Here is a 20159-nt window from a genome sequence, read left to right as displayed (position 1 = left end):
AGAGAGAAGCATGATTCGCCGGCCATGGTTCGCAAGCAGTCGACAGTGAAAGCAGAGGGAGGCATATGATGGCCCGCAGGACGACGATGATAGCACTCGCGGCGCTGGTTGCAGGCTGCGCCGCGGCCGGAAGCGGGATCGGTTCGCCCGCCGATGCGAAGGCGGTCAGGACCGCGACCAGCATTTCCGCCGCCGACCGTCAGCAGGGCAGCGAGGCGCATCCGCAGCTCATGGCCGAATTCGGCGGCGCCTATGCCGGGGCGCAGGCCGCCTATGTGAACCGCGTCGGCCAGAATATCGCGGTGCAGTCGGGCCTGTCGCGCAGCCCGAGCGATTTCACGGTGACCCTGCTCAACTCGCCGGTGAACAACGCCTTCGCGATCCCCGGCGGCTATGTCTATGTCACCCGCCAGCTGATGGCGCTGATGAACGACGAGGCCGAACTGGCGGGCGTGCTGGGGCACGAGGTCGGCCATGTCGCGGCGCGGCACAGCAAGAAGCGCCAGTCGGCGGCGACGCGCAACACCGTCCTTGGCGTCCTCGCGACCGTGCTCGGCGGCGCGATCGGCGATAATGGCGGGCTGCTCGGCGGTCTCGGCGGCCTGCTCCAGAACAATGCGATGCAGGTCGCGCAGCTGGCGACGCTCGGCTTCTCGCGCAGCCAGGAACTGGAGGCCGACCAGCTCGGCGTGCAATATCTGAAGAGCGCGGGCTACGACCCGCTCGCGCTGTCGACGATGCTCGCCAGCCTCGCCGCGCAGACCAGCCTCGAAGCGCGCCTGTCGGGCGGTGACGCGCGCTCGCTTCCCGAATGGGCGAGCACCCACCCCGACCCCGCTTCGCGCGTCCGCAACGCCCAGACGCTCGCCGCGCGGCAGGGTGCGGGCGGGGTGCGTAACGCCGACGCCTTCCTGGCATCTGTCAACGGCGTGCTCTATGGCGACGATCCGGCGCAGGGCGTCGTCGAGGGGCGCGAATTTCTGCATCCCGACCTGAAACTGCGGTTCGAGGTTCCGAACGGCTATGGCATGCAGAACGGGACGAGCGCGGTGTCGATCAGCGGCAACGGCGGGCAGGCGCAATTCTCGACCGGCGCCTACAGCGGCGACATGAACGCCTATATCGCCGCCGTCCTCAAGGAAATCGGCGGCAAGGCCAATCTGACGCCGGGCACGATCCAGCGCACGACGGTGGGCGGCATCCCCGCTTATTACACGACCGTCCGGGCCAACAGCCAGTCGGGGCAGGTCGACGTCACAGTCTTCGCCTATGAATTTTCGCGGACCAGCGCCTTCCACTTCGTCGCGCTGACCAAGGCGGGCGGCAGCGGTGTGTTCAACTCGATGTTCACCAGCCTCCGCCGGCTCAGCACCAGCGAGGCGGCGGCGATCCGGCCGCGCCGCGTCGATGTCGTGACGGTGAAGAGCGGCGACAGCGTCGCCAGCCTGGCGCGGCGCATGGCGTACAGCGATTATGCCGCCGAGCGCTTCCAGGTGCTCAACCGGCTGGCGGCGAACAGTCGCCTGACGCCGGGGCAGAAGGTGAAGATCGTCACCTACGCCAGCCGCTGACACGAAAAAGGGCGGTGCATGCACCGCCCTTTCCCTGGATTCTGCCACCCGCGAAGCGGATGGAAGAGGCCGATTACGCCTTGCTGTTGGCGTTGGTCAGCTTGCCGTCGACCTTGTCGAACGTATTGCTGACGCTCGAGCCGACGTTGGTCAGCGCGGTGATGGCGGCAACGGCGATCAGCGCCGCGATCAGGCCGTATTCGATGGCAGTCGCGGCCTTGGTGTCGCGAACGAATTTCTTGAAAAACTTCATGTCTGGTCTCCTGGTAGGTCACTTACCCCGTTGACGATCTGGTCGGTGTCAACATCTGCGGGATTTACGGGCAATTGGTTTTGAAAAGTTTAATGCCGGACGCCGGAATATGCGCGATTCGGCTTGGAAACCGCCGGATCAATTCTTGTTCGTCGCCGTGTCGGTGGTCGTCGACACGCGATTCCACATATTGGCGGTCGACGTTCCCACGCCCCCCATGGCGGACACTGCGGCGATGAAAATCATCGCCAGGATCAACCCATATTCGATGGCTGTCGCGGCCCTGGTCGACCGCAGCAGCGCGAGAAACTTGGCCATTGTTCCGCCCCTGCCCCAAATGTTACGTCCCGAAGCGGCCGAATTTTGCACAGGAAGGTTAAGGAATTTGACTGTCCCCGACGCGCTCCGCGACGCGCAAAACATGCTTCTCGTGGTCGCGGCGGCGCTCGTCGACCGCGACGGGCGGATCCTCGTCCAGCAGCGGCCCGCGGGCAAGCCGATGGCGGGGCTGTGGGAATTTCCGGGCGGCAAGGTCGAACCCGGCGAGACGCCCGAGGCGGCGCTGATCCGCGAACTGGCCGAGGAACTGGCGATCGACGTCGATCACGCCTGCCTCGCCCCCGCCTGCTTCGCGAGCGATACGCTCGGCAATCGGCACCTGCTGTTGCTGCTCTATGTCTGCCGCAAATGGCGGGGAACGCCGGTGGCCCGACATGCGACCGCGTTGCGCTGGGTGCGGCCGGTCGAACTTTACGGCCTCGACATGCCGCCCGCCGACCTCCCGCTGATCGGGCTGCTCGAAGCGCTTGTTTAAAGCGGCGTGCCATTAGAGATGATGACATCAGACGGACTCGTCATTGCGAGCGGCGAAGCCGCGCGGCAATCCAGAGTGGGCATAAAGCGCCCTGGATTGCTTCGCTCCGCTCGCAATGACGAAATAGGTCAATCCAAAGCCGCGGCCGCCGGCAAGCTTGCGCTATGCCGGTAGCCGCCCCGGCTCGACAATTATCGCTTCGGCTTCAGCGCCTCCGTCAGCGAGGCGGAGCCGCTGCCGCGTCGCGCCGGCTGGGGCTGGTCGGGGTGTGGCGCCCAGCCGCTGAAATGGACGAGCCGGAATTGCTCGGCGATACGGCCGTCGGGGTCGGCGCCGGCGGCGAAGGCGGCCGCGATCCGCGCCGCCTCCTCGCGGGTCAGCGGCGGCGGAGCAGGGGACAGGCGGCTCGCCAGCCCCGCGGCGCGCAGGTCGCGGGCGAGGGCGAAGACGTTGCCATAGCGCACGGTCAGCGCCTCGACATCGACCACGGGCAGCGCAAAGCCGGTGCGCTGGAGCAGATTGCCCATCGCCGCCAGGTCGATCTGCGGGTGCATCCGCGCGACGGGGCGGACACCCTCGGCCATCACCGCGCGGCGCAGGCGCGGCAGGCTGCCGTCGCCGACGAAGGCGCCGAGCAGCAGCCCGTCGGGCGCGAGCAGCGCGCGCAGGCGGACGAGCGCGCCGGGCACGTCGTTGACGCCGTCGAGCCCGCCGGGCCACAGGATCAGGTCGAAACTCGCGAAGGGCAGGTCGACCGCATCGGCTTCCCCGACCAGCGCGCCCGCCCCCATCCCCACCGACGCCGCGAGCGCCGGCCCGGCCTCGAGGATCAACAGCGCGGTCCCGGTGCCGCGCAGATGCGCGATCAGCGCGCCGTCGTGCGCGCCGATCAGCAGCGTGCGCGGAAAGCTGCGCGTGACCATCGTCAGCCGGTCGAGCAACGTCTCGGCGATGATCGGGGCGAGGAAATCGGCATCCTTCGGCAGGCGCACCATCCGGTCGCGTTGGGCGCGATGGCGCGCGGGGGAAAAGAGCAGGGCGGATGAGGCGGGGGCGGGAGCGGACGGCATGGCGCGCTTGTGCCGCTCCCGCCGATGCTTCACAACCCCAAGATGGCGATGCGCGCGGGGGAAGACGGGCAGGATGCGCCGCCGCGGCGCTGGAATGGGCTGCTGCGGACGATGGTGCGGAGCGTGGCGCGCGGCGTCGCCGATTATGCGCTGCCGCCGCGCTGCCCCGCGTGCGGGGTGATCGTCGGTGACGACCGGCAATTCTGCCTTGCCTGCTGGTCGTCGCTTGATTTCCTCGACGGACCCGCCTGTTCGCGCTGCTCGATCCCCTTGCCCGATGCGCCGGCGGGCGTTCCGCTCGAATGCGGCGCCTGCCTTGCCGACCCGCCGCCTTTCGACGGCGCCCCCGCCGCCGTCGCCTATGGCCCGGCCGCCCGTACCGTTGCGCTGCGGCTCAAATATGGCCGCCGGCTCGGCCATGCGCGGCTGATGGCGCAGTTCCTCGCGCGGCCGCTGGCGGCGCTGACGGCGGGGGAAGGGGACGGCGACCCGCTGCTCGTCCCGATCCCGCTGCACCGCTGGCGGCTGTGGTCGCGCGGCTTCAACCAGGCGGCGCTCGTCGCCGACGCGCTGGCGCGGCACAGTGGCGTCGCGCACGATCCGCACCTGCTCGTCCGCACGCGCGCCACCGCGTCGCTGCGCGGCAGGACGAAGCGCGAGCGCGAACGGATCGTCGCCGGTGCCTTCGCGCTGGCGCCCGCGGCACGGACGCGCGCCGTCGGGCGGCACCTGATTCTGATCGACGACGTGCATGCGAGCGGCGCGACGCTGCGCGCGGCGGCGCGGGCGCTGCGGCGGGCCGGGGCGGCGCGCGTATCGGCGCTGACCTGGGCGCGCGTGGTGCCCGGCGCGGCGTCGCCCGTCGATCCGATTGACTTTGCCATGCTGGATTCCGATATGGATGGCAGGATGATGACGGGATAGCCGCATGGCGACGATCGAGATCTATACCAAATTCTTCTGCCCCTATTGCACGCGGGCGAAGGCGCTTCTCGACGGCAAGGGCGCCGCTTATGAAGAGATCGACGTGACGATGGATCGCGCGGGCTTCGATGCGATGGTCGCGCGCGCCGGCGGACGGCGCACCGTGCCGCAGATCTTCATCGACGGACGGCACATCGGCGGCAGCGACGATCTTGCCGCGCTCGATGCGAAGGGCGGGCTCGACCCGCTGCTGGCGGCGGGGCGGCCGTGATCGTCTTCGACCTCAGCTGCACCGCGGGCGAACATCGCTTCGAGGCGTGGTTCGCCAGCAGCGACAGCTTCGCCGATCAGCAGGCGCGCGGCCTGATCGCCTGCCCGATCTGTGGCGACAGCGCGGTGCGCAAGGCGGTGATGGCGCCGCGCGTGGGGGCCAAGTCGAACCAGGCGGGCGGGGCGGTGGTCGCCGCGGTGCCGCCGGGCGAGCCGGCGAATGCCGTGCCGGCGGAGGTCGTGCGCCGCGTCCTCGCCGACATCGCGGCGAAGCAGGCGGAGATGCTGCCGCAGTCGCGCTGGGTCGGCCGCGAATTCGCCGATGCGGCGCGCGCGATGCACGAGGGGCGCGCTCCCGAAGATCTGATCCACGGCCAGGCCTCGCCCGAAGAAGCGCAGGCGCTGCACGACGACGGCATCGCGGCGATGCCGCTGCTCGTCCCGGTCGTCCCGCCCGATCTCGCCAATTGACGGCGGCAAGCCCGCGCCGGTAGAGAGGCGGCGCTGCCCCGGCAGCACGCGCCCGTAGCTCAGCAGGATAGAGCATCAGATTCCTAATCTGGGGGCCACAGGTTCGAATCCTGTCGGGCGCACCATTCCCGAACAAAAGAGAGAACTTTGGCTGGTATGGGCCGTTGCACGAACCGCTGCGCGGATTGGTGCTAGCCTCGATGTAAAGCGGCCCAGCGATCGCCGCACCTGATTGAACGTGGGCTGCCGCAGGCAGACCCTTTCGGCTCCTTTACCTGAGGAGTCGAACGATGAACGAGCTTATCCAGATTGGCCCGATCAGCCCGCTGCGCCAGCGCCTGATCGACGACATGACCATGCGCCGCTTCTCGAAGGAGACGCAGCGTAATTATCTTCGCGATGTCGGACGGTTCGCGACCTGGCTCGGGCGCTCGCCCCACACCGCGAGCGCCGAGGATGTCCGGCAGTTTCAGATCGAGCAGCAACAGGCGGGCGTCCCCGCACCAACGATGAACAGCATCGTCGGCGCGCTGCGGTTCTTCTTCACGCACACGCTCGACCGCCCCGACCTCGCGCGCAAGCTGATCCGCACCAGGCAGGTTCGCAAGATCCCGGTCGTGCTGACGATGGCCGAGGTGAAGCGGCTGCTCGATGCGACCCGCTCGCTCAAGCACCAGGCGGCGCTGTCGGTCGCTTACGGCGCGGGGCTGCGCGTCGCCGAGGTGTCGGCGCTGAAGGTCAGCGATATCGACAGCAAGCGGATGCTGCTGCGGATCGAGCGCGGCAAAGGCGGTCGCTACCGCAACGCTATGCTGCCCGAAGGGCTGCTTCTGCTCCTGCGCGACTGGTGGCGCGCGGGGCGGCAACAGGGCATCCTCGTCCCCGACGGCTGGCTCTTCCCCGGACAGAGCGCCGCAGCTCCGATCAGCACGCGTCAGCTCTACCGCGTCGTCGTCGAAGCCGCCGAGGCCGCCGATATCGACAAGCGCGTCGGACCGCATACGCTCCGCCATAGCTTCGCCACCCACCTGCTCGAGGACGGCGTCGATATCCGCGTCATCCAGGCGCTGCTCGGCCACGCCAAGCTAAACACCACCGCCTTCTACACGCAGGTTGCCACCAAGACCGTTCGCTCGATCGTCAGCCCGCTCGACAGGCTCGCGCTCGCATCGCCGAGCGAAGAGGCGCCCGACGGCTGAGGCCGATGCGCGCCTCACTCGAGGTCGCCGACATTTTCCGCGCCGCGGGGCCTGCCTATCGCATGGCCCATGCCGGGCATCTGAGCCTGCATCAGCTCAAGATCATGTCGGCGATCGAGCATTGCCGCACCGCCGCGCTCGGCGGCCATGTCGAAGCCTGCACCGACTGCGGGCATTGGCGGATCGCCTACAACAGTTGCCGCAACCGGCATTGCCCGAGGTGCCAGGGCGCTGCTGCACGCACCTGGCTCGAGGCCCGCGAGGCCGACCTCCTCCCGGTCGGCTATTTCCACGTCGTGTTCACGCTGCCTGCCGAGGTCGCCGCGATCGCCTTCCACAACAAGGCGCTCGTCTATGACCTGCTGTTCAAGGCGGCGGCCGATACGATGCTGACGATTGCCGCCGACCCGAAGCACCTCGGCGCCCGGATCGGCATCACCGCCGTCCTCCACACATGGGGCTCGGCGCTGACCCATCATCCCCATATCCACATGATCGTGCCCGGCGGCGGCATCTCGCGCGATGGAACACGCTGGATATCCGCACGCCCCGCCTTCCTGCTGCCGGTCCGCGTGCTTGGTGCCCTGTTCCGACGCCTGTTCCTAACCCGGCTGCGCGCGCTCCATGACCGCGGGCAGCTCGCCCTCTTTGGCAGCCTCACGCATCTCGCCGAACGACGCGCGTTCCTGCGGCACCTCTCGCCGGTCCGCAAGAAGCGCTGGGTCGTCTATGCCAAGCCACCGTTCGCTGGGCCCGAGGCGGTGCTCGCCTATCTGTCACGCTACACCCACCGGGTCGCGATATCGAACAGCCGCCTTCTCCGGTTCGATGAGGTCGGGGTCACCTTCCGCTACAAGGATTACCGCAAGTCCGGCGCCGGACGGCAGCAGGTCATGACGCTCGCTGCTGACGAGTTCATCCGCCGCTTTCTCCTCCACGCCCTGCCGCGTGGGTTCCATCGGATCCGCCACTATGGACTGCTCGCCAGCGCCAGGCGCAAGTATCATCTCGAACGCGCTCGCCGCCTGCTCAGCGTCGCACCTTCACCAGACGACGATCAACCCGCCGACCTCAAAGCTCAACCGCTATGCCCTTGCTGTGGCGGCACCATGATCATCATCGAGGTTTTCGAGCGCCGCTACCTCCCGCGTGCGCCGCCCTCTCCGGCACCGTCATCCGGGATACAGGCGCCGTGACCCGGCACGGCCTATCGCCAACACCATCCAGGGCAGACCCGCGCCTGGAAGCGGACCCGCTTGCGCTGGCCCTGCTCAAAAGCAGACGTCACACCACCAAAATCGGCCCGTCTGCTTTTGCACGTCCGCTTTTTCGACCCATATCCAGACGCTCCGCTACCGGAAGCGTCCGCTTTTGGGCTGCGCCCGGCTACCCCACCATCAGCGCAAAACAGCTTTCCCCATAGCTCGGCTCATGACCACCGCGGTTCGGGCACCGAAGACTTTCTGACGCCTGGCGGCGTCTGAAACTCTCAACGTTAGCGGACCGTCGGCATCGTACCGACATGGCCGGGAAAGCAGGCTCACCTGGCCGCACGATTCCAGCCTCGGTCGCCGGTTTTCCGCGGCGCGAATCGTTGGAAGCGGACATTTGACAACCGATCCGGCGGCAATGGACGCCAACAGCCGTTAGGGACAGGATCACCGTGGATGTTGATTAAGATGGATCATGCGCTAATTCCGGATGAGTGAAGGCATCTGCCTTTGCGCAACCGCGCCGGTGCCCGCGAGGGCATAATAGGGAATATGGTGAGGCCGTCCGTTCGCGGCAGGCCGAAGCCATGGCTGTCCCTGCAACTGTAAGCGGCGAGCGCGATGCACCGACCCGGTCCCCGACCGGGTCTGCCACTGGGGCGACCTGGGAAGGCGTGCATCAAGCGACGACCCGCGAGCCAGGAGACCTGCCGGCGTGGGTCGCTCAATGCCTCGGTCCAGGGAAAGGCCAGGGCACGGATCACCCGTTCGGGCGACGAAAATCAGCGGTGCGGTGCCGGTCGGCGCCGCGCCAGAGCGATGTCGTGCCCGGAGGGAAAGATGACCGAAGACGAAATCAATGAACGCCACAATGAAAAGGCGCGCAAGCGGCAGGCTGCAAGAGCCAAGATCATGGCCGACAAGACGCAGGAAAAGGGCCTGCTGATCGTCCACACCGGCAAGGGCAAGGGAAAGTCGACTGCCGCCTTCGGCATGGTGTGCCGCGCGCTGGGGCACGGGATGAAGGTCGGCATCGTCCAGTTCATCAAGGGCGGCTGGGCGACTGGCGAGAAGGCCGTCTATTCGGCCTTTCCCGGGCAGGTCGAGCACAAGGTCATGGGCGAAGGCTTCACCTGGGACACGCAGGACCGTGCGCGCGATATCGCCTGGGCGCGCGCCGGATGGGACGAGGTGAAGCGGATGATCGCCGATCCCGACATCGCGATGGTGGTCGCCGACGAACTCAACATCGTATTGCGCTACGAATATCTGTCCGTTGACGAGGTGATCGCGGGCCTGCTCGATCGAGGCGAGATGAAGCATGTCATCGTCACCGGCCGCAATGCGCCCGAGGCGCTGATCGAAGCCGCCGACCTCGTCACCGAGATGGTGCAGGTGAAGCACCCGTTCCGGTCGGGCGTGAAGGCGCAGCGGGGCATCGAGTTTTGAGCGGCCAATTCGCGCCGGGACTGCTGGTCGCGGCGCCGCGCTCGGGGGCGGGCAAGACGCTCGTCGCGATCGGGCTGCAGCGCGCTTTCCTGCGCGAAGGACTCGGCGTCGCTGCGGCAAAATGCGGACCCGACTATATCGACCCCGGCTTTCACGCCGTGGCGACCGGGCGACCATCGGTCAATCTCGACGGCTTCGCGATGACGCCGGCGATGCTGAAGGGGCTGGCGGCGCAGGCGGCCTACGGTGCCGATCTGGTCGTCGCCGAAGCCGCGATGGGATTGTTCGATGGCGCGGGCCAGGGCAGCACGGCGGCCGAGGTCGCGCGGCTGACGGATTGGCCGGTCCTGCTCGTCGTCGATGCCGAGGGCGCGGGCCAGAGCGTCGCGGCGATCGCGCATGGCTTCGCGACCTTTCCCGGCGCGCCGTCGGTGGCCGGCGTCATCGTCAACCGCGTTGCGAGCGACCGTCACGCCGCGATGATCGCCGAAGGATTCGACGCGCTCGACCTGCCGCTGTTCGGCATGATCCGCCGCGATCCGGCGCTGGCGGTCGCCTCTCGCCACCTCGGGCTGGTGCAGGCGCGCGAAGATGGCGCGCTGGACGAGCGGATCGATGCGGTCGCGGCCATCGTCGCGCGCGATTGCGACCTCGCCGCGATCCGCGCGGCAGCGCGTGCGACCTCTCCGGCCTTGCCCGTCCGACCGCGCCTGCGTCCGCCGGGGCAGCGCATCGCCCTCGCCGCCGACGATGCCTTCGCCTTCTTCTATCCGCATCTGGCGTCGTGGTGGCGCGATGCGGGCGCGGAGATTTGCGGCTTCTCGCCGCTCGCCGACGAGGCGCCGCCGATGGACTGCGACGCCTGCTGGCTGCCCGGCGGCTATCCCGAACTGCACGCGGGCAGGCTGGCGGGCAATGCGCGCTTCATGGCGGGGTTGCGCGCCTTCGCGGCGCGCGCGCCGGTGCATGGCGAATGCGGCGGCTATATGCTGCTCGGCCGCAGCATCGAGGATGCGGACGGCATCGTGCATCCGATGGCGAGGCTGCTGCCGGTCGATACCAGCTTCGCGAAACGGAAGATGTCGCTCGGCTATCGGCAGGCGCGGCTGTTCGCGCCGACGCGCTTCGCCGATGCCGAAACGCCGCTGTGGGGGCATGAATATCATCATGCGACCATCACATCGACGAACGAAGGCACCCCCTTCGCCCGGCTTGCCGACGCGGCGGGTCGCGATCTCGGCCCCGCCGGGCATCGCGCCGGTCTTGTGACGGGCAGCTTCTTTCACTTGATCGCCTGACGCGATTTGCCTAACGAGCGGGCCGCGACAGGTTCCCCGAAAGGGGATTGAAAGGGAATGGGGTGCGAAACCCCTGCTGCCCCTGCAACTGTAAGCGGAGAGCCATCGGGCCATATGCCATTGGGACCATCGGTCCTGAGAAGGCGGCCCGGACCGGCGTCGACCCGCGAGCCAGGAGACCTGCCCGTCGCCGTCGTCTTTCGCGCGGACAGGGTGTGCCGGGCGGACGGGGGTGAACCCGACAGACGACAAAGGTGACCGCGCGGCCGCGCGGGCCGATGTCGTTCGCCTATCAGGGTGGGCCGCCATCGACCCAGCGACCGAATGGTCTTGTCGATGGGGTACCCTATGTTCCGTGTTATTGTTCGAAGTTCCATTTCACTGGCGGCACTTGCAGCCGGCTTTCCCGTATCGGCCGCAGAAGCCGCCAACGCCGCCGCGACGTCCGAAGAGGACAGCATCGTCGTCACCGCGACGCGCGCGCCGCTCGCACTCGACGAGGTGCCGTCTACGATCACCGTGCTCGACAAGGCGGCGATCGACCGGTCGCAGGACATCGGCGCGACCGAGTTGCTGCTGCGCACGCCGGGCATCACCGTTTCGCGCAACGGCGGCTATGGCACCGCGACATCGCTGCGCATCCGCGGCGCCGAGTCCGATCATACCGTTGTCGTGATCGATGGCGTGAAGCTCAACGATCCGGCGGCGGCCGGCGGCGGCTATAATTTCGCCAACCTGCTGGTCGGCGACATGGAGCGGATCGAAATCCTGCGTGGTCCGCAATCGATCCTGTGGGGCAGCCAGGCGATCGGCGGCGTTGTCAATATCGTCACGGCCATCCCCGAAAAACCGCTGGAAGGCAGCTTCGACATCGAGGCCGGGTCGCGCAACACGGTCAGCGCGCGCGCCGCGATCGGCGGCCGCACGGGCCCACTGAGCTGGCGCATTGGTGGGCAAAGCTTCACCACCGACGGCATTTCGGCGATCGCCCCAGCCTTTGGCGGCGGCGAGCGCGACGGCTATCGCAACCGCAGCGTGACGGGCCGCGCCGAACTGGCGCTGGCTTCGAACCTCAGCGTCGAAGTGCGCGGCTATTATTCCAAGGCGCGCGTCAATCTCGATTCGACGAGCGGCGATACACCGGACTACGCGCTCAACGAGGAATTCGTGAGCTATGCCGGCGCCAACTTCGACCTGTTGGATGGGCGTTTCCGCAACCGGATTTCCTATTCCTACACCGACACCGATCGCAGCAATTACGGGCCGCTGCGTGCTCGTCCAGTCAGCCTTCAGGCCAAGGGAGAGAATCGCCGCTGGGAATATCAGGGCAATATCGATGTCACGCGCGGCGTCAGCGCGGTCTTCGGCGTCGAGAATGAACGGTCGAGGTTCCGCAGCCGTTCGCCTTCGGGTTCGCTGGCAACGCCCCTTCCCGACTTCGCGATCGGCAAGGCGGACGTGACGAGCCTTTATGGCCAGCTCAGCGTCGAGCCCCTGGACGGGCTGACGATCAACGGCGGCGTCCGCCATGACGATCACGACCGCTTCGGCGGGCAGACACTGTTTGCGGCGGGCGGTGTCTGGCGGCTGCCGACCGGGACCATCCTGCGCGCGAGCTATGGCGAAGGCTTCAAGGCGCCGACGCTGTATCAGATGTTCAGCGAATATGGGAATGTCGCGCTCGACCCGGAGGAAGCGCATGGCTGGGAAGCAGGGATCGAGCAGCAATTGTTCGGCCGCGCTCTGACGGTTGGCGGGGTCTGGTTCGATCGCACCACGACCGGGCAGATCATCTTCAATTCCTGCTCGCCCACCACGCCCAATCCGCTCTGCCTGGTCCCTGGCGATTCCACGCGCCGTTCGGGCTATTATTCCAATGTCGCGCGCGGCGAGGCGCATGGGATCGAGGCGACGGCGGCGCTGACGCTGGGCGCGCTGACGCTCGACGGCAATTATAGCTGGATCGTGGCCGAGGATCGTTCGCCGGGCGCGACCAATTTCGGCAGGGACCTGCCGCGCCGTCCGCGCCACGCGGCCAATGCGTCGGTCGGCTATGCTCTTCCCTTCGGTCTCGACGTCGGAGCGGCATTGCGCTGGTCCGGCAAGAGCTTCGACAATGCGTCGAACAGCATCGTCCTCGACGATTACACGCTTATCGACCTGCGCGCCGAATTCAGATTGTCGGAGAATGTCCGCTTCTTCGCGCGTGCCGAGAACATCTTCGATGAGAATTATATGACGGCCTACCGTTACGGCACACTAGGCCGCGCCATCTACGCCGGTTTCCGGGGACGCTTCTGATGCGCCCGAATTTTCAGCCAGAGGAGAAGAATATGAAGACGCCTTCTACCGCTCTCGCACGCAATGTCTGGGTCGGCACCATGGCCGGGGTGAGCACCGTCGCCTCGATGATTCTGGCCTGTGCAACGCCCTTTCCGTCGCTGGCCGCGCTGGCCGCGACGCACGTGCCGCGTCGCATCGGACTGATGCTGATGTTCGTTGCCTGGTTCGCCGCGCAGGCCGTGACCTATTTCATGCATCAGACGGGCAACCCGGCGTGGCCGTTCGCGCTCGGCATGGCGGCGGTAGTCTCGTTGCTGTCGGCGGAGGCCGTCGCGCGCTCGATGCGCAGCCGCCCCGCCGCCGTGCGGATGAGCGCCAGCTACACCGCCGCCTTCGTCGGCTTCAAACTCGGCATTCTCGCTTGGGTGGCGCTGCTCGACCATGGCTGGTCGGCCTTTTCGGGCGAAGTGCTGCTGCGCCAGTTCGTGCGCTATGGCGCGATCTTCGCCGGACTGCTGGCGGCGCAGGCCCTGCTGACGCGCGCGGGCTTCAGCCTCGACGTGCCCGCGAACGTGTCGAGACCGCAGGCCGCGTGACGATGCTGCGCCCCGCCGCCGACGGCCCCTCCGTCATCGTGTGCAACACCTGCCGTCACGGCGAGGATGCGCGCGAGGATGAAGAGGGCGTGCGCGGCGGGGCGCGGCTCGCCGGGCTGCTGCGCGGACTTGCCCGCAGCGAGCCCGCCTATGCGCGGATCGCGGTCGAGGAGATGCCCTGCCTGTTCGCCTGCAAGGAATATTGCGCGGTCCATATCCGTGCGCCGGGGAAGGTCGGCTATGTGCTCGGCCGCTTCACGCCGGACGAAGCGGCGGCGCGCGCCATTCTCGACTATGCCGTGCATCATGCCGCCAGCGCCGAAGGCCGCGTCGCTTATGCCGACTGGCCGGAAGGCGTGAAGGGACATTTCCTCGTCCGCGTTCCGCCGCCGGGATTCGTCGCCGAATGACCGCCTTTGCCTCGATCGCGGATTTCGAGGTCGCGCTGGCGCGTCCGCGGAATATCGACGGCGAAGCGCAAGAGGCTGCCCGCGCGCGCCAGATGACGCTGACCAAGCCGGCCGGATCGCTGGGGCGGCTGGAAGACATCGCCATCTTCTTCGCCGGCTGGCAGTCGCGCGAGCGCCCGCGCCTCGACCGCGCGCGCGCTGCGGTCTTCGCCGGCAATCACGGCGTCGCCGTGCACGGCGTCAGCGCTTTTCCCTCAACCGTCACGGCCCAGATGGTCGCCAATTTCGAGGCGGGCGGCGCGGCGATCAACGCGCTGTCGACTACCGCCGGACTGGAATTGCAGATCGTCGCGCTCGACCTCGACCGGCCGACCGCCGACTTCACGGCCGGGCCGGCGATGACCCGGGCCGAATGCCTCGACGCGCTCAACGCCGGGGCGGCGGTCGTTGACGAGGGGATCGACATGATCGTGCTGGGTGAAATGGGAATCGCCAATTCGACCGCTGCCGCCGCGCTATGCGCGCGCAGCTTCGGCGGCACGGCCGCCGACTGGGTCGGCCCCGGCACGGGCGTCGATACTCAGGGCGCGGCGCGCAAGGCCGAGGTGGTCGAGCGCGCGGTCGCCGTCCATGCCCATGCCGGGCGTTCGGCGTTCGAGACGCTGCGCCGCGTCGGCGGCCGCGAGACGGCGGCGATCGCCGGCGCGGCGGTGCGGGCGCGGCAATTGGGCGTTCCCGTCCTTCTCGACGGCTTCATCTGCTGCGCGGCGATCGCGCCGCTGGCGTCGGACAATCCGGCGATCGCCGACCATTGCATCGCGGGCCATTGCTCGGCCGAGCCGGGCCATGCGCTGCTGCTCGAAAAGCTTGGGCTCGATCCGCTGCTGTCGCTCGGGATGCGGCTCGGCGAAGGGAGCGGGGCGGCGGTGGCGACCGGGGTCGTCCGCGCGGCACTCGCCGCGCACGACCGGATGGCGACCTTTGCCGAGGCCGCGGTGTCGGCATCGCTGTGACCGGCTTCGCGCTCCATTTGCTGCGCCATGGCGCGCCCGAGCGGCCGGGGCTGCTGCTGGGCCGGACCGACAGCGCGCCGACGGCCGAGGGCATCGCCGCCTGCGTCGCACAGGCGCGCACCGTCGGCGCCGAACGGCTGATCGCGTCGGACCTGCGGCGCTGCCGGCTGGCGGGCGAAGCAATCGGAGCGGCCATCGGCCGGCCGCTCGCCGTCGACCCCCGCTGGCGCGAAATCGATTTTGGCGCGTGGGACGGCCGCGCGGCCGAAGAGATCGACCGCGAGGCCATGGCCCGTTTCTGGGACGATCCCGACGCCAACCCGCCGCCGGGCGGCGAACGCTGGTCGGCGCTCGTCGCGCGCGTGTCGCGCGCCGTCGCCGGGCTGGAACCGGCCCCCACGCTCATCGTCACGCACGGCGGCGCGATCCGCGCGGCGCTGCACGGTCTCTGCGGCTTCGAACGGCGTTCGATATGGTCGTTCGACCTGCCATATGGCGTCCTCGTCTCGCTGCGCCTGTGGCCGGGCGACGCGCCGGTCGCGCAGATCACCGGCCTGCGCCCATGAAGGGGCTGCTGATCGCCATCCAGTTCCTGACGCGGTTGCCGACGCCGCGTCTGGCCGCCGTTTCCAGCGCGGAATTCGCGGCCTCGATGCACTGGTTTCCGGCGGTTGGGCTCCTCGTCGGCGCGATCGTCGCCGCGGCCGCATGGGGCGGCGCCAGGCTGGACGGCTGGTCGGGAGCCTTGCTCGCGCTGCTCCTGTGGGTGGGCGTCACCGGGGCGCTTCATCTCGACGGGCTGGGCGACATCGCCGATGCGCGCGGCGCGGCGCACAAGGATCGCGACCGCATAATCGCCGTCCTGTCCGATCCCCATGTCGGCAGCTTCGCGGTCGTCGCGATCGTCCTGCAACTGGTCGCCAAGCTGGTTCTGCTCCACGCCCTGATCGAGGCGCAGGCCTTCCTAGCCATCGCCCTCGTCCCCTTCGCGGCGCGAACCGGGCCGCTCGTCTGGTCGCGGTGGCTGCCCGATCTTCACGCGGGGCTGGGTTCTCGCTTTCGCGGCGGCGTCCGCATCGGCGATCTCCTGCTGTGGGGCACGCTGCTCGCGGCGGCTTCCTGCTGGTCGCCCGCGCTTCTCGCTACACCCCTCTTCCTGCTCGGCTGGGGGTGGTGGCTGCGCCGCGCGATCGGCGGCGTGTCGGGCGACGGCCATGGCGCCGGAATCGAAGTGACCGAAAGCCTGTCGCTGTTCGCGGCGCTGCTGTGGCTGCAAGTTGCATGAGCGAGCCGTGGACATGGCACGGCGGTGACCTGTCGGCCGCGAAGCGCCGGTTCGGCTCGGGCGACGACCCCTGGATCGATTTGTCGACGGGGATCAACCCCAATTCCTGGCCGGATACGGAGCGCGTGGACATCGACTGGCGGCGACTCCCCGAACGCGGCGCCATCGCCGGGCTGGAGGCCGTGGCGGCCTCCTGTTTCGGCGTCGCCGCGCGCCACGTCTGCGCCGTCCCGGGAACCGAGATCGGCCTCCGCCTCGCCGGCGCGCTGATCGGCGGCGAGGCCCGATACGCTGCACCCGGCTATCGCACGCACGGCGAGATGATTCCGGACGCAATGGCCACGGGTGCAGACGCAATCGGGCGGCATGGCGGCAGCATCATCCTCGCCAATCCCAACAATCCCGACGGCCGGACCGTCACGCCCGCGACGCTTCGCGACCTGCTCGCGAGCCGGGGCGGGACGGGCTGGCTGCTGGTCGACGAAGCCTTCGCCGATGTCGATCCCGCGCTGAGCCTCGCACCGGCGGTGGGCGACGACGCGCGCCTGATCCTCTTCCGCTCCTTCGGGAAATTCTTCGGGCTGGCCGGGGTGCGGCTCGGCTTCGTGCTGGGGCCGGAGCCGTTCCTGCGCGATCTGCGCGCCCTGCTCGGCGCCTGGTCGGTGTCCGCCGCCGCCGTGGCCATCGGCGCCGCCGCCTACGCCGACGCGGACTGGATTGCCGCCACGCGCCGCCGCCTGCCGAAGCAGGCAGCCGCGCTCGATGCGCTGTTGCGGGAGGCCGGATATATGCCGGTCGGTGCATGCCCGCTGTTCCGGCTCGTCGAGACCGCCGACGCGCGCGCCTTGTTCGAACGGCTGGCGCGCCGCGCCATCCTGACGCGGCCCTTTGCGGAACAGCCGCAATGGCTGCGTTTCGGCCTTCCGGGGGACGACGCAGCGCTCCTGCGGCTGAAGGCCGCCCTCGCCGATGGCTGATCCGGTCACATTGGCGGCGCTGGGGCTCGACGCCGCGCTGGGCTGGCCGCGTACCCTCTACCGGCTGGCCGGGCATCCGGTCGGATGGTTCGCGCGGCTGATCGACGCCGCCGAGAGGCGTTGGAACGGACCGGAACGACGCTTCGGCACGCGCCGCCTGCTGGGGCTGCTGACCGTCCTGCTGCTGGCCGGGCTGGTCGGCGGGACGGCCTGGCTCGTCCAGTCGCTGCTGCTCGAACGGCTGGGCGCGTTCGGGTGGGCGGCCGTGGCGCTGCTCGCCTGGCCGGCGATCGCGCAGCGCAGCCTGTTCGACCATGTCCGCGCCGTCGCCGATGCTCTCGATAGCGAAGGTCTGCCCGCCGCCCGCGCCGCCGTGGGCGCGATCGTCGGCCGCGATACCGCCGCACTCGACGAAGGCGGCATCTCGCGCGCCGCCATCGAAAGCCTTGCGGAAAGCTTTTGCGACGGCGTGACCGCACCCGTCGTCTGGCTGCTGGTCCTGGGGCTGCCGGGGGCCTGGACCTATAAGGCGGTCAACACCGCCGACAGCCTGATCGGCCACCGCGAGGAACGCTGGCGCGCCTTCGGCTGGGCGGCGGCGCGCGCCGACGATCTGCTCAACCTCATCCCCGCCCGCCTGTCGGCGCTGCTGATCTGCCTCGCGGGCGGCGGCGGCTGGCGCATCCTGCGGCGCGACGCCGGTAAGCACGCCTCGCCCAACGCCGGATGGTCGGAGGCGGCCATGGCGGGCGCGCTCGGGCTGCGCCTCGCGGGCCCGGTCGCCTATGACGGCGTCCTGCACGACAAGCCCTGGATCGGCGACGGAGCGCGCGCGCCGTCGAGCCTCGACATCCGCCGGGCGCTGCGTCTCTACCTCGGCGCCTGCGCGCTGCTCTGGCTTCTCGCGGGGGGTGCCGAATGGGTGCTGTGATGTTGCAAGCGACCGGGTCCGACGTCGGTCAATCGGTGCTGGGTTCCTGTCTGCACGGTCTCTTCGCCTCCGTCGACCTGCGCCGCGCGCTGCTGGGCCGCATCGGGGTCACGGCGAGCGGTCGCGACTATCGTGCCGATTTCGATGCGCGGCATGGCGATGTCGGCGGCTTGCTCGCGCCGGCGGGAAGGGGGAAGGGGAGCGCATGACCGGACGAAGCCTTTTCGTGCTGGGCGGCGCGCGATCGGGAAAGAGCCGATACGCGCAGGCGCGCGCCGAAGCGATCGCGGGCCGGCACATCTTCATCGCCACGGCGGAAGCCCATGACGCGGAGATGCGCGACCGTATCGCGCGCCACCGGGCGGACAGAGACGAACGATGGCAAACGGTCGAGGCGCCGCATGATCTCGCCGCCGCGCTCGACGCCGCCGATGACGCGGACGCCGTCGTCCTGGTCGATTGCCTCACCATCTGGATATCCAACCTCATGCTGGCGGAGGCCGATTGCGAAGCCGCGACGCGCGAGCTTTGCGAAGCCATTGGGCGGTTCGGGGGCCAGCTCATCCTCGTCGCCAACGAGGTCGGCCTCGGGATCGTGCCGGACAACGCACTGGCGCGTCGCTTCCGCGACGAAGCCGGTCGGACGAACCAGGCCGTCGCTGCGGCTGTCCAGGAGGTGCAGATGATATTCGCTGGTCTTCCGCAGCGCCTGAAATAGTTCGCCGTATGAAGGGGTGCGCATGGACTTGCGTCCATCAGCCAGAATGAACGAGAGGTCGCTTGCGCGTCTTTCGAATGCGGCGAATAACGCAACGGCAATACGCGTCGGCGGTCCACCCATCGCAGCACCGCAGCTCACGTTCCATCGCGTGGGCTTGCTTCGACAATGGCAATGTTCGTGCTCATGCATTTCCGCGTCGGTGTATGCCGGCTGCGATTGCGACCAGAAGGCCGGCCATCAGCAAAGGCATGGCGGCGATTGTTGCAATCGCAGGTAGGCCGAAGCCGCGATCGAGCATCATGCCGCCTGCCATGGGGCCGAGCGTCCCGCCCGAAAAGCGGCCCATGCCGGTCGTGACACCAATTGCCGTGGCGCGGATGCGGCTCGGAAATATCCACGCACCGAACCCGATAATTCCGCTGAACGCTCCATCGATGAAGAAACTGATGAACGCGAGGACGGCGACCGTCGTTGTGAAATTTCCGTGATCGCGCAGCCCCAGTGCCAGCGCGACGGCACCGATAAGGAATGTGGCCGGCAACAGACGGCCCGGTTGGACCCGAGCCATCAACGCCGCGACGGTCAACGACCCCAAAAGGCTGGCGGTCTTGATGACCATCATACCGAAACCGACGCCTTGGATATCGGCGGTCAGCGGCGTGAGCATCGAAGGCAACCAAAAGCTCATGAAGAACGCCACGAGATAGGTACCGAAAAGCGCGAGCGTCATCACGGCCACCAAAGTCGCGATCGGACGCTGCGTTAAGATGCGCCAGGGTTTTTCTTGCTCCTCCTCGCTTTCCGCTTGCCGGGTCTCGATCAGGCCCCAATACATCGGTGCGACCAATAAAAGCGGGATGATGCCGCCAGCTGCCATCAAGCCCCGCCATCCATATGCCGGCATGATCAGCGCGGCTGCCAGACCGGAGAAAATCATGCCGCTGGCGATGGCTGCGGACATCAGCACGGGGACGCTGGCGCGATGTCGTTCTGACGCCGCCTCGGTTGCCAGGGCCAATGCACAAGGGATCGAGGCGCCCAGCCCGATCCCCGCCAACAGACGGCTGACGATCAGCGTACCCACTCCGCCGGCCACCGCTCCCAGCAACGTGGCGATCCCGAACAGGATGGTGGCCCCTATCAGCAGTCGCCGGCGCCCGAAGCGATCCGCCAGACCGCCAAAGACCACCGAGCCGACCAGCGAAGCCGCCACCCCGATCGAATAGACAAGGCCGACCTGCACCTGCGACATTGCCCATTCTTTCGCGATCGCCGGCCCGACATACCCGATCGCATAGGTGTCAAACCCTTCGACGATCATCGTCAAACCGCATAGCGCGATCGTGCGGTGAGAGCCGGATGTTCCCGCACCCGGCGCAGGCCCATCACGGGTGAGATCGACAGCGATCATCC

Annotated in this window: 23 protein-coding genes, 1 tRNA gene and 2 riboswitches; of the genes, 20 read left to right on the top strand and 4 right to left on the bottom strand. The window is 68.4% G+C overall.

The features are described 5' to 3' along the window. Positions 1-68 precede the first annotated feature (68 nt). Positions 69-1571, top strand: coding sequence for a M48 family metalloprotease (locus tag AC2S9W_RS00470; protein ID WP_486571486.1), 1503 nt, complete (start codon positions 69-71; stop codon positions 1569-1571). A 73-nt stretch (positions 1572-1644) separates the two neighbouring features. Here AC2S9W_RS00470 and AC2S9W_RS00465 read toward each other — a convergent pair whose 3' ends face one another. Together AC2S9W_RS00465 and AC2S9W_RS00460 are read right to left on the bottom strand one after the other, a co-directional pair. Further along, a complete protein-coding gene (locus tag AC2S9W_RS00465) occupies positions 1645-1824 on the bottom strand; it encodes a Flp family type IVb pilin (RefSeq protein ID WP_067113752.1) in 180 nt (59 codons plus the stop codon). 138 nt (positions 1825-1962) lie between these two features. Then, on the bottom strand, positions 1963-2142 hold the full coding sequence (locus AC2S9W_RS00460) for a Flp family type IVb pilin (RefSeq protein WP_067113754.1): 180 nt from the start codon (positions 2140-2142) through the stop codon (positions 1963-1965). 103 nt (positions 2143-2245) lie between these two features. Between AC2S9W_RS00460 and AC2S9W_RS00455 the strand changes: the two genes are divergently transcribed. After that, positions 2246-2638 (top strand): (deoxy)nucleoside triphosphate pyrophosphohydrolase, encoded by a 393-nt coding sequence (locus tag AC2S9W_RS00455; protein ID WP_286750224.1) that lies wholly within the window; start codon positions 2246-2248, stop codon positions 2636-2638. Positions 2639-2829: 191 nt separating this feature from the next. On the opposite strand, the gene AC2S9W_RS00450 is transcribed toward AC2S9W_RS00455, so the two are convergent. Further along, on the bottom strand, positions 2830-3633 hold the full coding sequence (locus AC2S9W_RS00450) for a class I SAM-dependent methyltransferase (RefSeq protein ID WP_486571485.1): 804 nt from the start codon (positions 3631-3633) through the stop codon (positions 2830-2832). Positions 3634-3819: 186 nt separating this feature from the next. On the opposite strand from AC2S9W_RS00450, the gene AC2S9W_RS00445 reads away from it, so the two are divergent. The 18 genes from AC2S9W_RS00445 to cobU all read left to right on the top strand — a co-directional run bounded on the left by AC2S9W_RS00445 (position 3820) and on the right by cobU (position 18743). After that, positions 3820-4632 carry a double zinc ribbon domain-containing protein gene (locus AC2S9W_RS00445; protein WP_486572049.1) on the top strand — a complete coding sequence of 271 codons (813 nt, stop codon included), beginning with the start codon at positions 3820-3822 and terminating at the stop codon, positions 4630-4632. A gap of 4 nt (positions 4633-4636) precedes the next feature. After that, on the top strand, positions 4637-4903 hold the full coding sequence (gene grxC, locus AC2S9W_RS00440; protein ID WP_067113840.1) for a glutaredoxin 3: 267 nt from the start codon (positions 4637-4639) through the stop codon (positions 4901-4903). Beyond that, a complete protein-coding gene (locus tag AC2S9W_RS00435) occupies positions 4900-5373 on the top strand; it encodes a DUF1178 family protein (protein WP_475282834.1) in 474 nt (157 codons plus the stop codon). Before grxC ends, AC2S9W_RS00435 begins: the two co-directional genes overlap by 4 nt. A gap of 48 nt (positions 5374-5421) precedes the next feature. Next, positions 5422-5498: transfer RNA gene (locus AC2S9W_RS00430), tRNA-Arg, on the top strand. Positions 5499-5663: 165 nt separating this feature from the next. Further along, positions 5664-6572 carry a tyrosine-type recombinase/integrase gene (locus AC2S9W_RS00425; RefSeq protein WP_067113797.1) on the top strand — a complete coding sequence of 303 codons (909 nt, stop codon included), beginning with the start codon at positions 5664-5666 and terminating at the stop codon, positions 6570-6572. A 5-nt stretch (positions 6573-6577) separates the two neighbouring features. Continuing rightward, positions 6578-7768, top strand: a complete 1191-nt coding sequence (locus AC2S9W_RS00420; RefSeq protein WP_067113795.1) for an IS91 family transposase — start codon at positions 6578-6580, stop codon at positions 7766-7768. A gap of 522 nt (positions 7769-8290) precedes the next feature. Further along, a riboswitch (cobalamin riboswitch) is annotated at positions 8291-8512 on the top strand. 111 nt (positions 8513-8623) lie between these two features. Then, positions 8624-9232, top strand: coding sequence for a cob(I)yrinic acid a,c-diamide adenosyltransferase (gene cobO, locus AC2S9W_RS00415; protein ID WP_486571484.1), 609 nt, complete (start codon positions 8624-8626; stop codon positions 9230-9232). Continuing rightward, the gene (locus AC2S9W_RS00410) at positions 9229-10530 is read left to right on the top strand and encodes a cobyrinic acid a,c-diamide synthase CobB (RefSeq protein ID WP_486571483.1); all 1302 of its coding nucleotides are present in this window, start codon (positions 9229-9231) and stop codon (positions 10528-10530) included. The genes cobO and AC2S9W_RS00410 overlap by 4 nt, the downstream gene beginning before the upstream one ends. A 12-nt stretch (positions 10531-10542) precedes the next feature. Continuing rightward, positions 10543-10732: riboswitch (cobalamin riboswitch) on the top strand. Positions 10733-10878: 146 nt separating this feature from the next. Next, positions 10879-12831, top strand: coding sequence for a TonB-dependent receptor plug domain-containing protein (locus tag AC2S9W_RS00405; protein WP_486571482.1), 1953 nt, complete (start codon positions 10879-10881; stop codon positions 12829-12831). A 32-nt stretch (positions 12832-12863) separates the two neighbouring features. After that, a complete protein-coding gene (locus AC2S9W_RS00400) occupies positions 12864-13409 on the top strand; it encodes a hypothetical protein (RefSeq protein ID WP_424539956.1) in 546 nt (181 codons plus the stop codon). 2 nt (positions 13410-13411) lie between these two features. Further along, entirely contained in the window at positions 13412-13819 is a 408-nt protein-coding gene (locus AC2S9W_RS00395) for a DUF1636 domain-containing protein (RefSeq protein WP_486572105.1), read from the top strand. Next, the gene (gene cobT / locus AC2S9W_RS00390) at positions 13816-14832 is read left to right on the top strand and encodes a nicotinate-nucleotide--dimethylbenzimidazole phosphoribosyltransferase (protein WP_486571481.1); all 1017 of its coding nucleotides are present in this window, start codon (positions 13816-13818) and stop codon (positions 14830-14832) included. The genes AC2S9W_RS00395 and cobT overlap by 4 nt, the downstream gene beginning before the upstream one ends. Beyond that, complete coding sequence (locus AC2S9W_RS00385; protein ID WP_486571480.1) at positions 14829-15398, top strand: histidine phosphatase family protein; 570 nt, start codon at positions 14829-14831, stop codon at positions 15396-15398. The genes cobT and AC2S9W_RS00385 overlap by 4 nt, the downstream gene beginning before the upstream one ends. Continuing rightward, positions 15395-16117, top strand: coding sequence for an adenosylcobinamide-GDP ribazoletransferase (locus AC2S9W_RS00380; RefSeq protein ID WP_486571479.1), 723 nt, complete (start codon positions 15395-15397; stop codon positions 16115-16117). Before AC2S9W_RS00385 ends, AC2S9W_RS00380 begins: the two co-directional genes overlap by 4 nt. Next, positions 16114-17094 carry an aminotransferase class I/II-fold pyridoxal phosphate-dependent enzyme gene (locus tag AC2S9W_RS00375; protein ID WP_486571478.1) on the top strand — a complete coding sequence of 327 codons (981 nt, stop codon included), beginning with the start codon at positions 16114-16116 and terminating at the stop codon, positions 17092-17094. The genes AC2S9W_RS00380 and AC2S9W_RS00375 overlap by 4 nt, the downstream gene beginning before the upstream one ends. Continuing rightward, a complete protein-coding gene (gene cbiB / locus AC2S9W_RS00370; protein WP_486571477.1) occupies positions 17087-18025 on the top strand; it encodes an adenosylcobinamide-phosphate synthase CbiB in 939 nt (312 codons plus the stop codon). The genes AC2S9W_RS00375 and cbiB overlap by 8 nt, the downstream gene beginning before the upstream one ends. Further along, on the top strand, positions 18025-18234 hold the full coding sequence (locus AC2S9W_RS00365) for a hypothetical protein (protein ID WP_486571476.1): 210 nt from the start codon (positions 18025-18027) through the stop codon (positions 18232-18234). The genes cbiB and AC2S9W_RS00365 overlap by 1 nt, the downstream gene beginning before the upstream one ends. Then, the gene (gene cobU / locus AC2S9W_RS00360) at positions 18231-18743 is read left to right on the top strand and encodes a bifunctional adenosylcobinamide kinase/adenosylcobinamide-phosphate guanylyltransferase (RefSeq protein ID WP_067185971.1); all 513 of its coding nucleotides are present in this window, start codon (positions 18231-18233) and stop codon (positions 18741-18743) included. The genes AC2S9W_RS00365 and cobU overlap by 4 nt, the downstream gene beginning before the upstream one ends. Positions 18744-18927: 184 nt before the next feature. Here the strand turns inward: cobU and AC2S9W_RS00355 are convergent, their stop codons facing one another. Then, positions 18928-20157 (bottom strand): MFS transporter, encoded by a 1230-nt coding sequence (locus AC2S9W_RS00355; RefSeq protein ID WP_486571475.1) that lies wholly within the window; start codon positions 20155-20157, stop codon positions 18928-18930. Between the last annotated feature and the right edge of the window lie 2 nt (positions 20158-20159).

This window comes from Sphingopyxis sp. 550B, assembly GCF_057401805.1.
The sequence above is the reverse complement of the archived record's forward strand: the minus strand, read 5'-3'. Positions and strand labels throughout refer to the sequence as shown.

Excerpts from the sequence above, each read along its gene's own strand:
- cobO (WP_486571484.1), top strand. The coding sequence starts at position 8,624 with ATGACCGAAGACGAAATCAATGAACGCCACAATGAAAAGGCGCGCAAG.
- cbiB (WP_486571477.1), top strand. The coding sequence starts at position 17,087 with ATGGCTGATCCGGTCACATTGGCGGCGCTGGGGCTCGACGCCGCGCTG.
- AC2S9W_RS00405 (WP_486571482.1), top strand. The coding sequence starts at position 10,879 with ATGTTCCGTGTTATTGTTCGAAGTTCCATTTCACTGGCGGCACTTGCA.
- AC2S9W_RS00365 (WP_486571476.1), top strand. The coding sequence starts at position 18,025 with ATGTTGCAAGCGACCGGGTCCGACGTCGGTCAATCGGTGCTGGGTTCC.
- grxC (WP_067113840.1), top strand. The coding sequence starts at position 4,637 with ATGGCGACGATCGAGATCTATACCAAATTCTTCTGCCCCTATTGCACG.
- AC2S9W_RS00455 (WP_286750224.1), top strand. The coding sequence starts at position 2,246 with ATGCTTCTCGTGGTCGCGGCGGCGCTCGTCGACCGCGACGGGCGGATC.
- AC2S9W_RS00375 (WP_486571478.1), top strand. The coding sequence starts at position 16,114 with ATGAGCGAGCCGTGGACATGGCACGGCGGTGACCTGTCGGCCGCGAAG.
- AC2S9W_RS00450 (WP_486571485.1), bottom strand. The coding sequence starts at position 3,633 with ATGGTGCGCCTGCCGAAGGATGCCGATTTCCTCGCCCCGATCATCGCC.
- AC2S9W_RS00420 (WP_067113795.1), top strand. The coding sequence starts at position 6,578 with ATGCGCGCCTCACTCGAGGTCGCCGACATTTTCCGCGCCGCGGGGCCT.
- AC2S9W_RS00380 (WP_486571479.1), top strand. The coding sequence starts at position 15,395 with ATGAAGGGGCTGCTGATCGCCATCCAGTTCCTGACGCGGTTGCCGACG.
- AC2S9W_RS00445 (WP_486572049.1), top strand. The coding sequence starts at position 3,820 with ATGGTGCGGAGCGTGGCGCGCGGCGTCGCCGATTATGCGCTGCCGCCG.
- AC2S9W_RS00470 (WP_486571486.1), top strand. The coding sequence starts at position 69 with ATGGCCCGCAGGACGACGATGATAGCACTCGCGGCGCTGGTTGCAGGC.
- AC2S9W_RS00460 (WP_067113754.1), bottom strand. The coding sequence starts at position 2,142 with ATGGCCAAGTTTCTCGCGCTGCTGCGGTCGACCAGGGCCGCGACAGCC.
- AC2S9W_RS00395 (WP_486572105.1), top strand. The coding sequence starts at position 13,412 with ATGCTGCGCCCCGCCGCCGACGGCCCCTCCGTCATCGTGTGCAACACC.
- AC2S9W_RS00465 (WP_067113752.1), bottom strand. The coding sequence starts at position 1,824 with ATGAAGTTTTTCAAGAAATTCGTTCGCGACACCAAGGCCGCGACTGCC.
- AC2S9W_RS00400 (WP_424539956.1), top strand. The coding sequence starts at position 12,864 with ATGAAGACGCCTTCTACCGCTCTCGCACGCAATGTCTGGGTCGGCACC.
- cobT (WP_486571481.1), top strand. The coding sequence starts at position 13,816 with ATGACCGCCTTTGCCTCGATCGCGGATTTCGAGGTCGCGCTGGCGCGT.
- AC2S9W_RS00355 (WP_486571475.1), bottom strand. The coding sequence starts at position 20,157 with ATGATCGCTGTCGATCTCACCCGTGATGGGCCTGCGCCGGGTGCGGGA.
- cobU (WP_067185971.1), top strand. The coding sequence starts at position 18,231 with ATGACCGGACGAAGCCTTTTCGTGCTGGGCGGCGCGCGATCGGGAAAG.
- AC2S9W_RS00425 (WP_067113797.1), top strand. The coding sequence starts at position 5,664 with ATGAACGAGCTTATCCAGATTGGCCCGATCAGCCCGCTGCGCCAGCGC.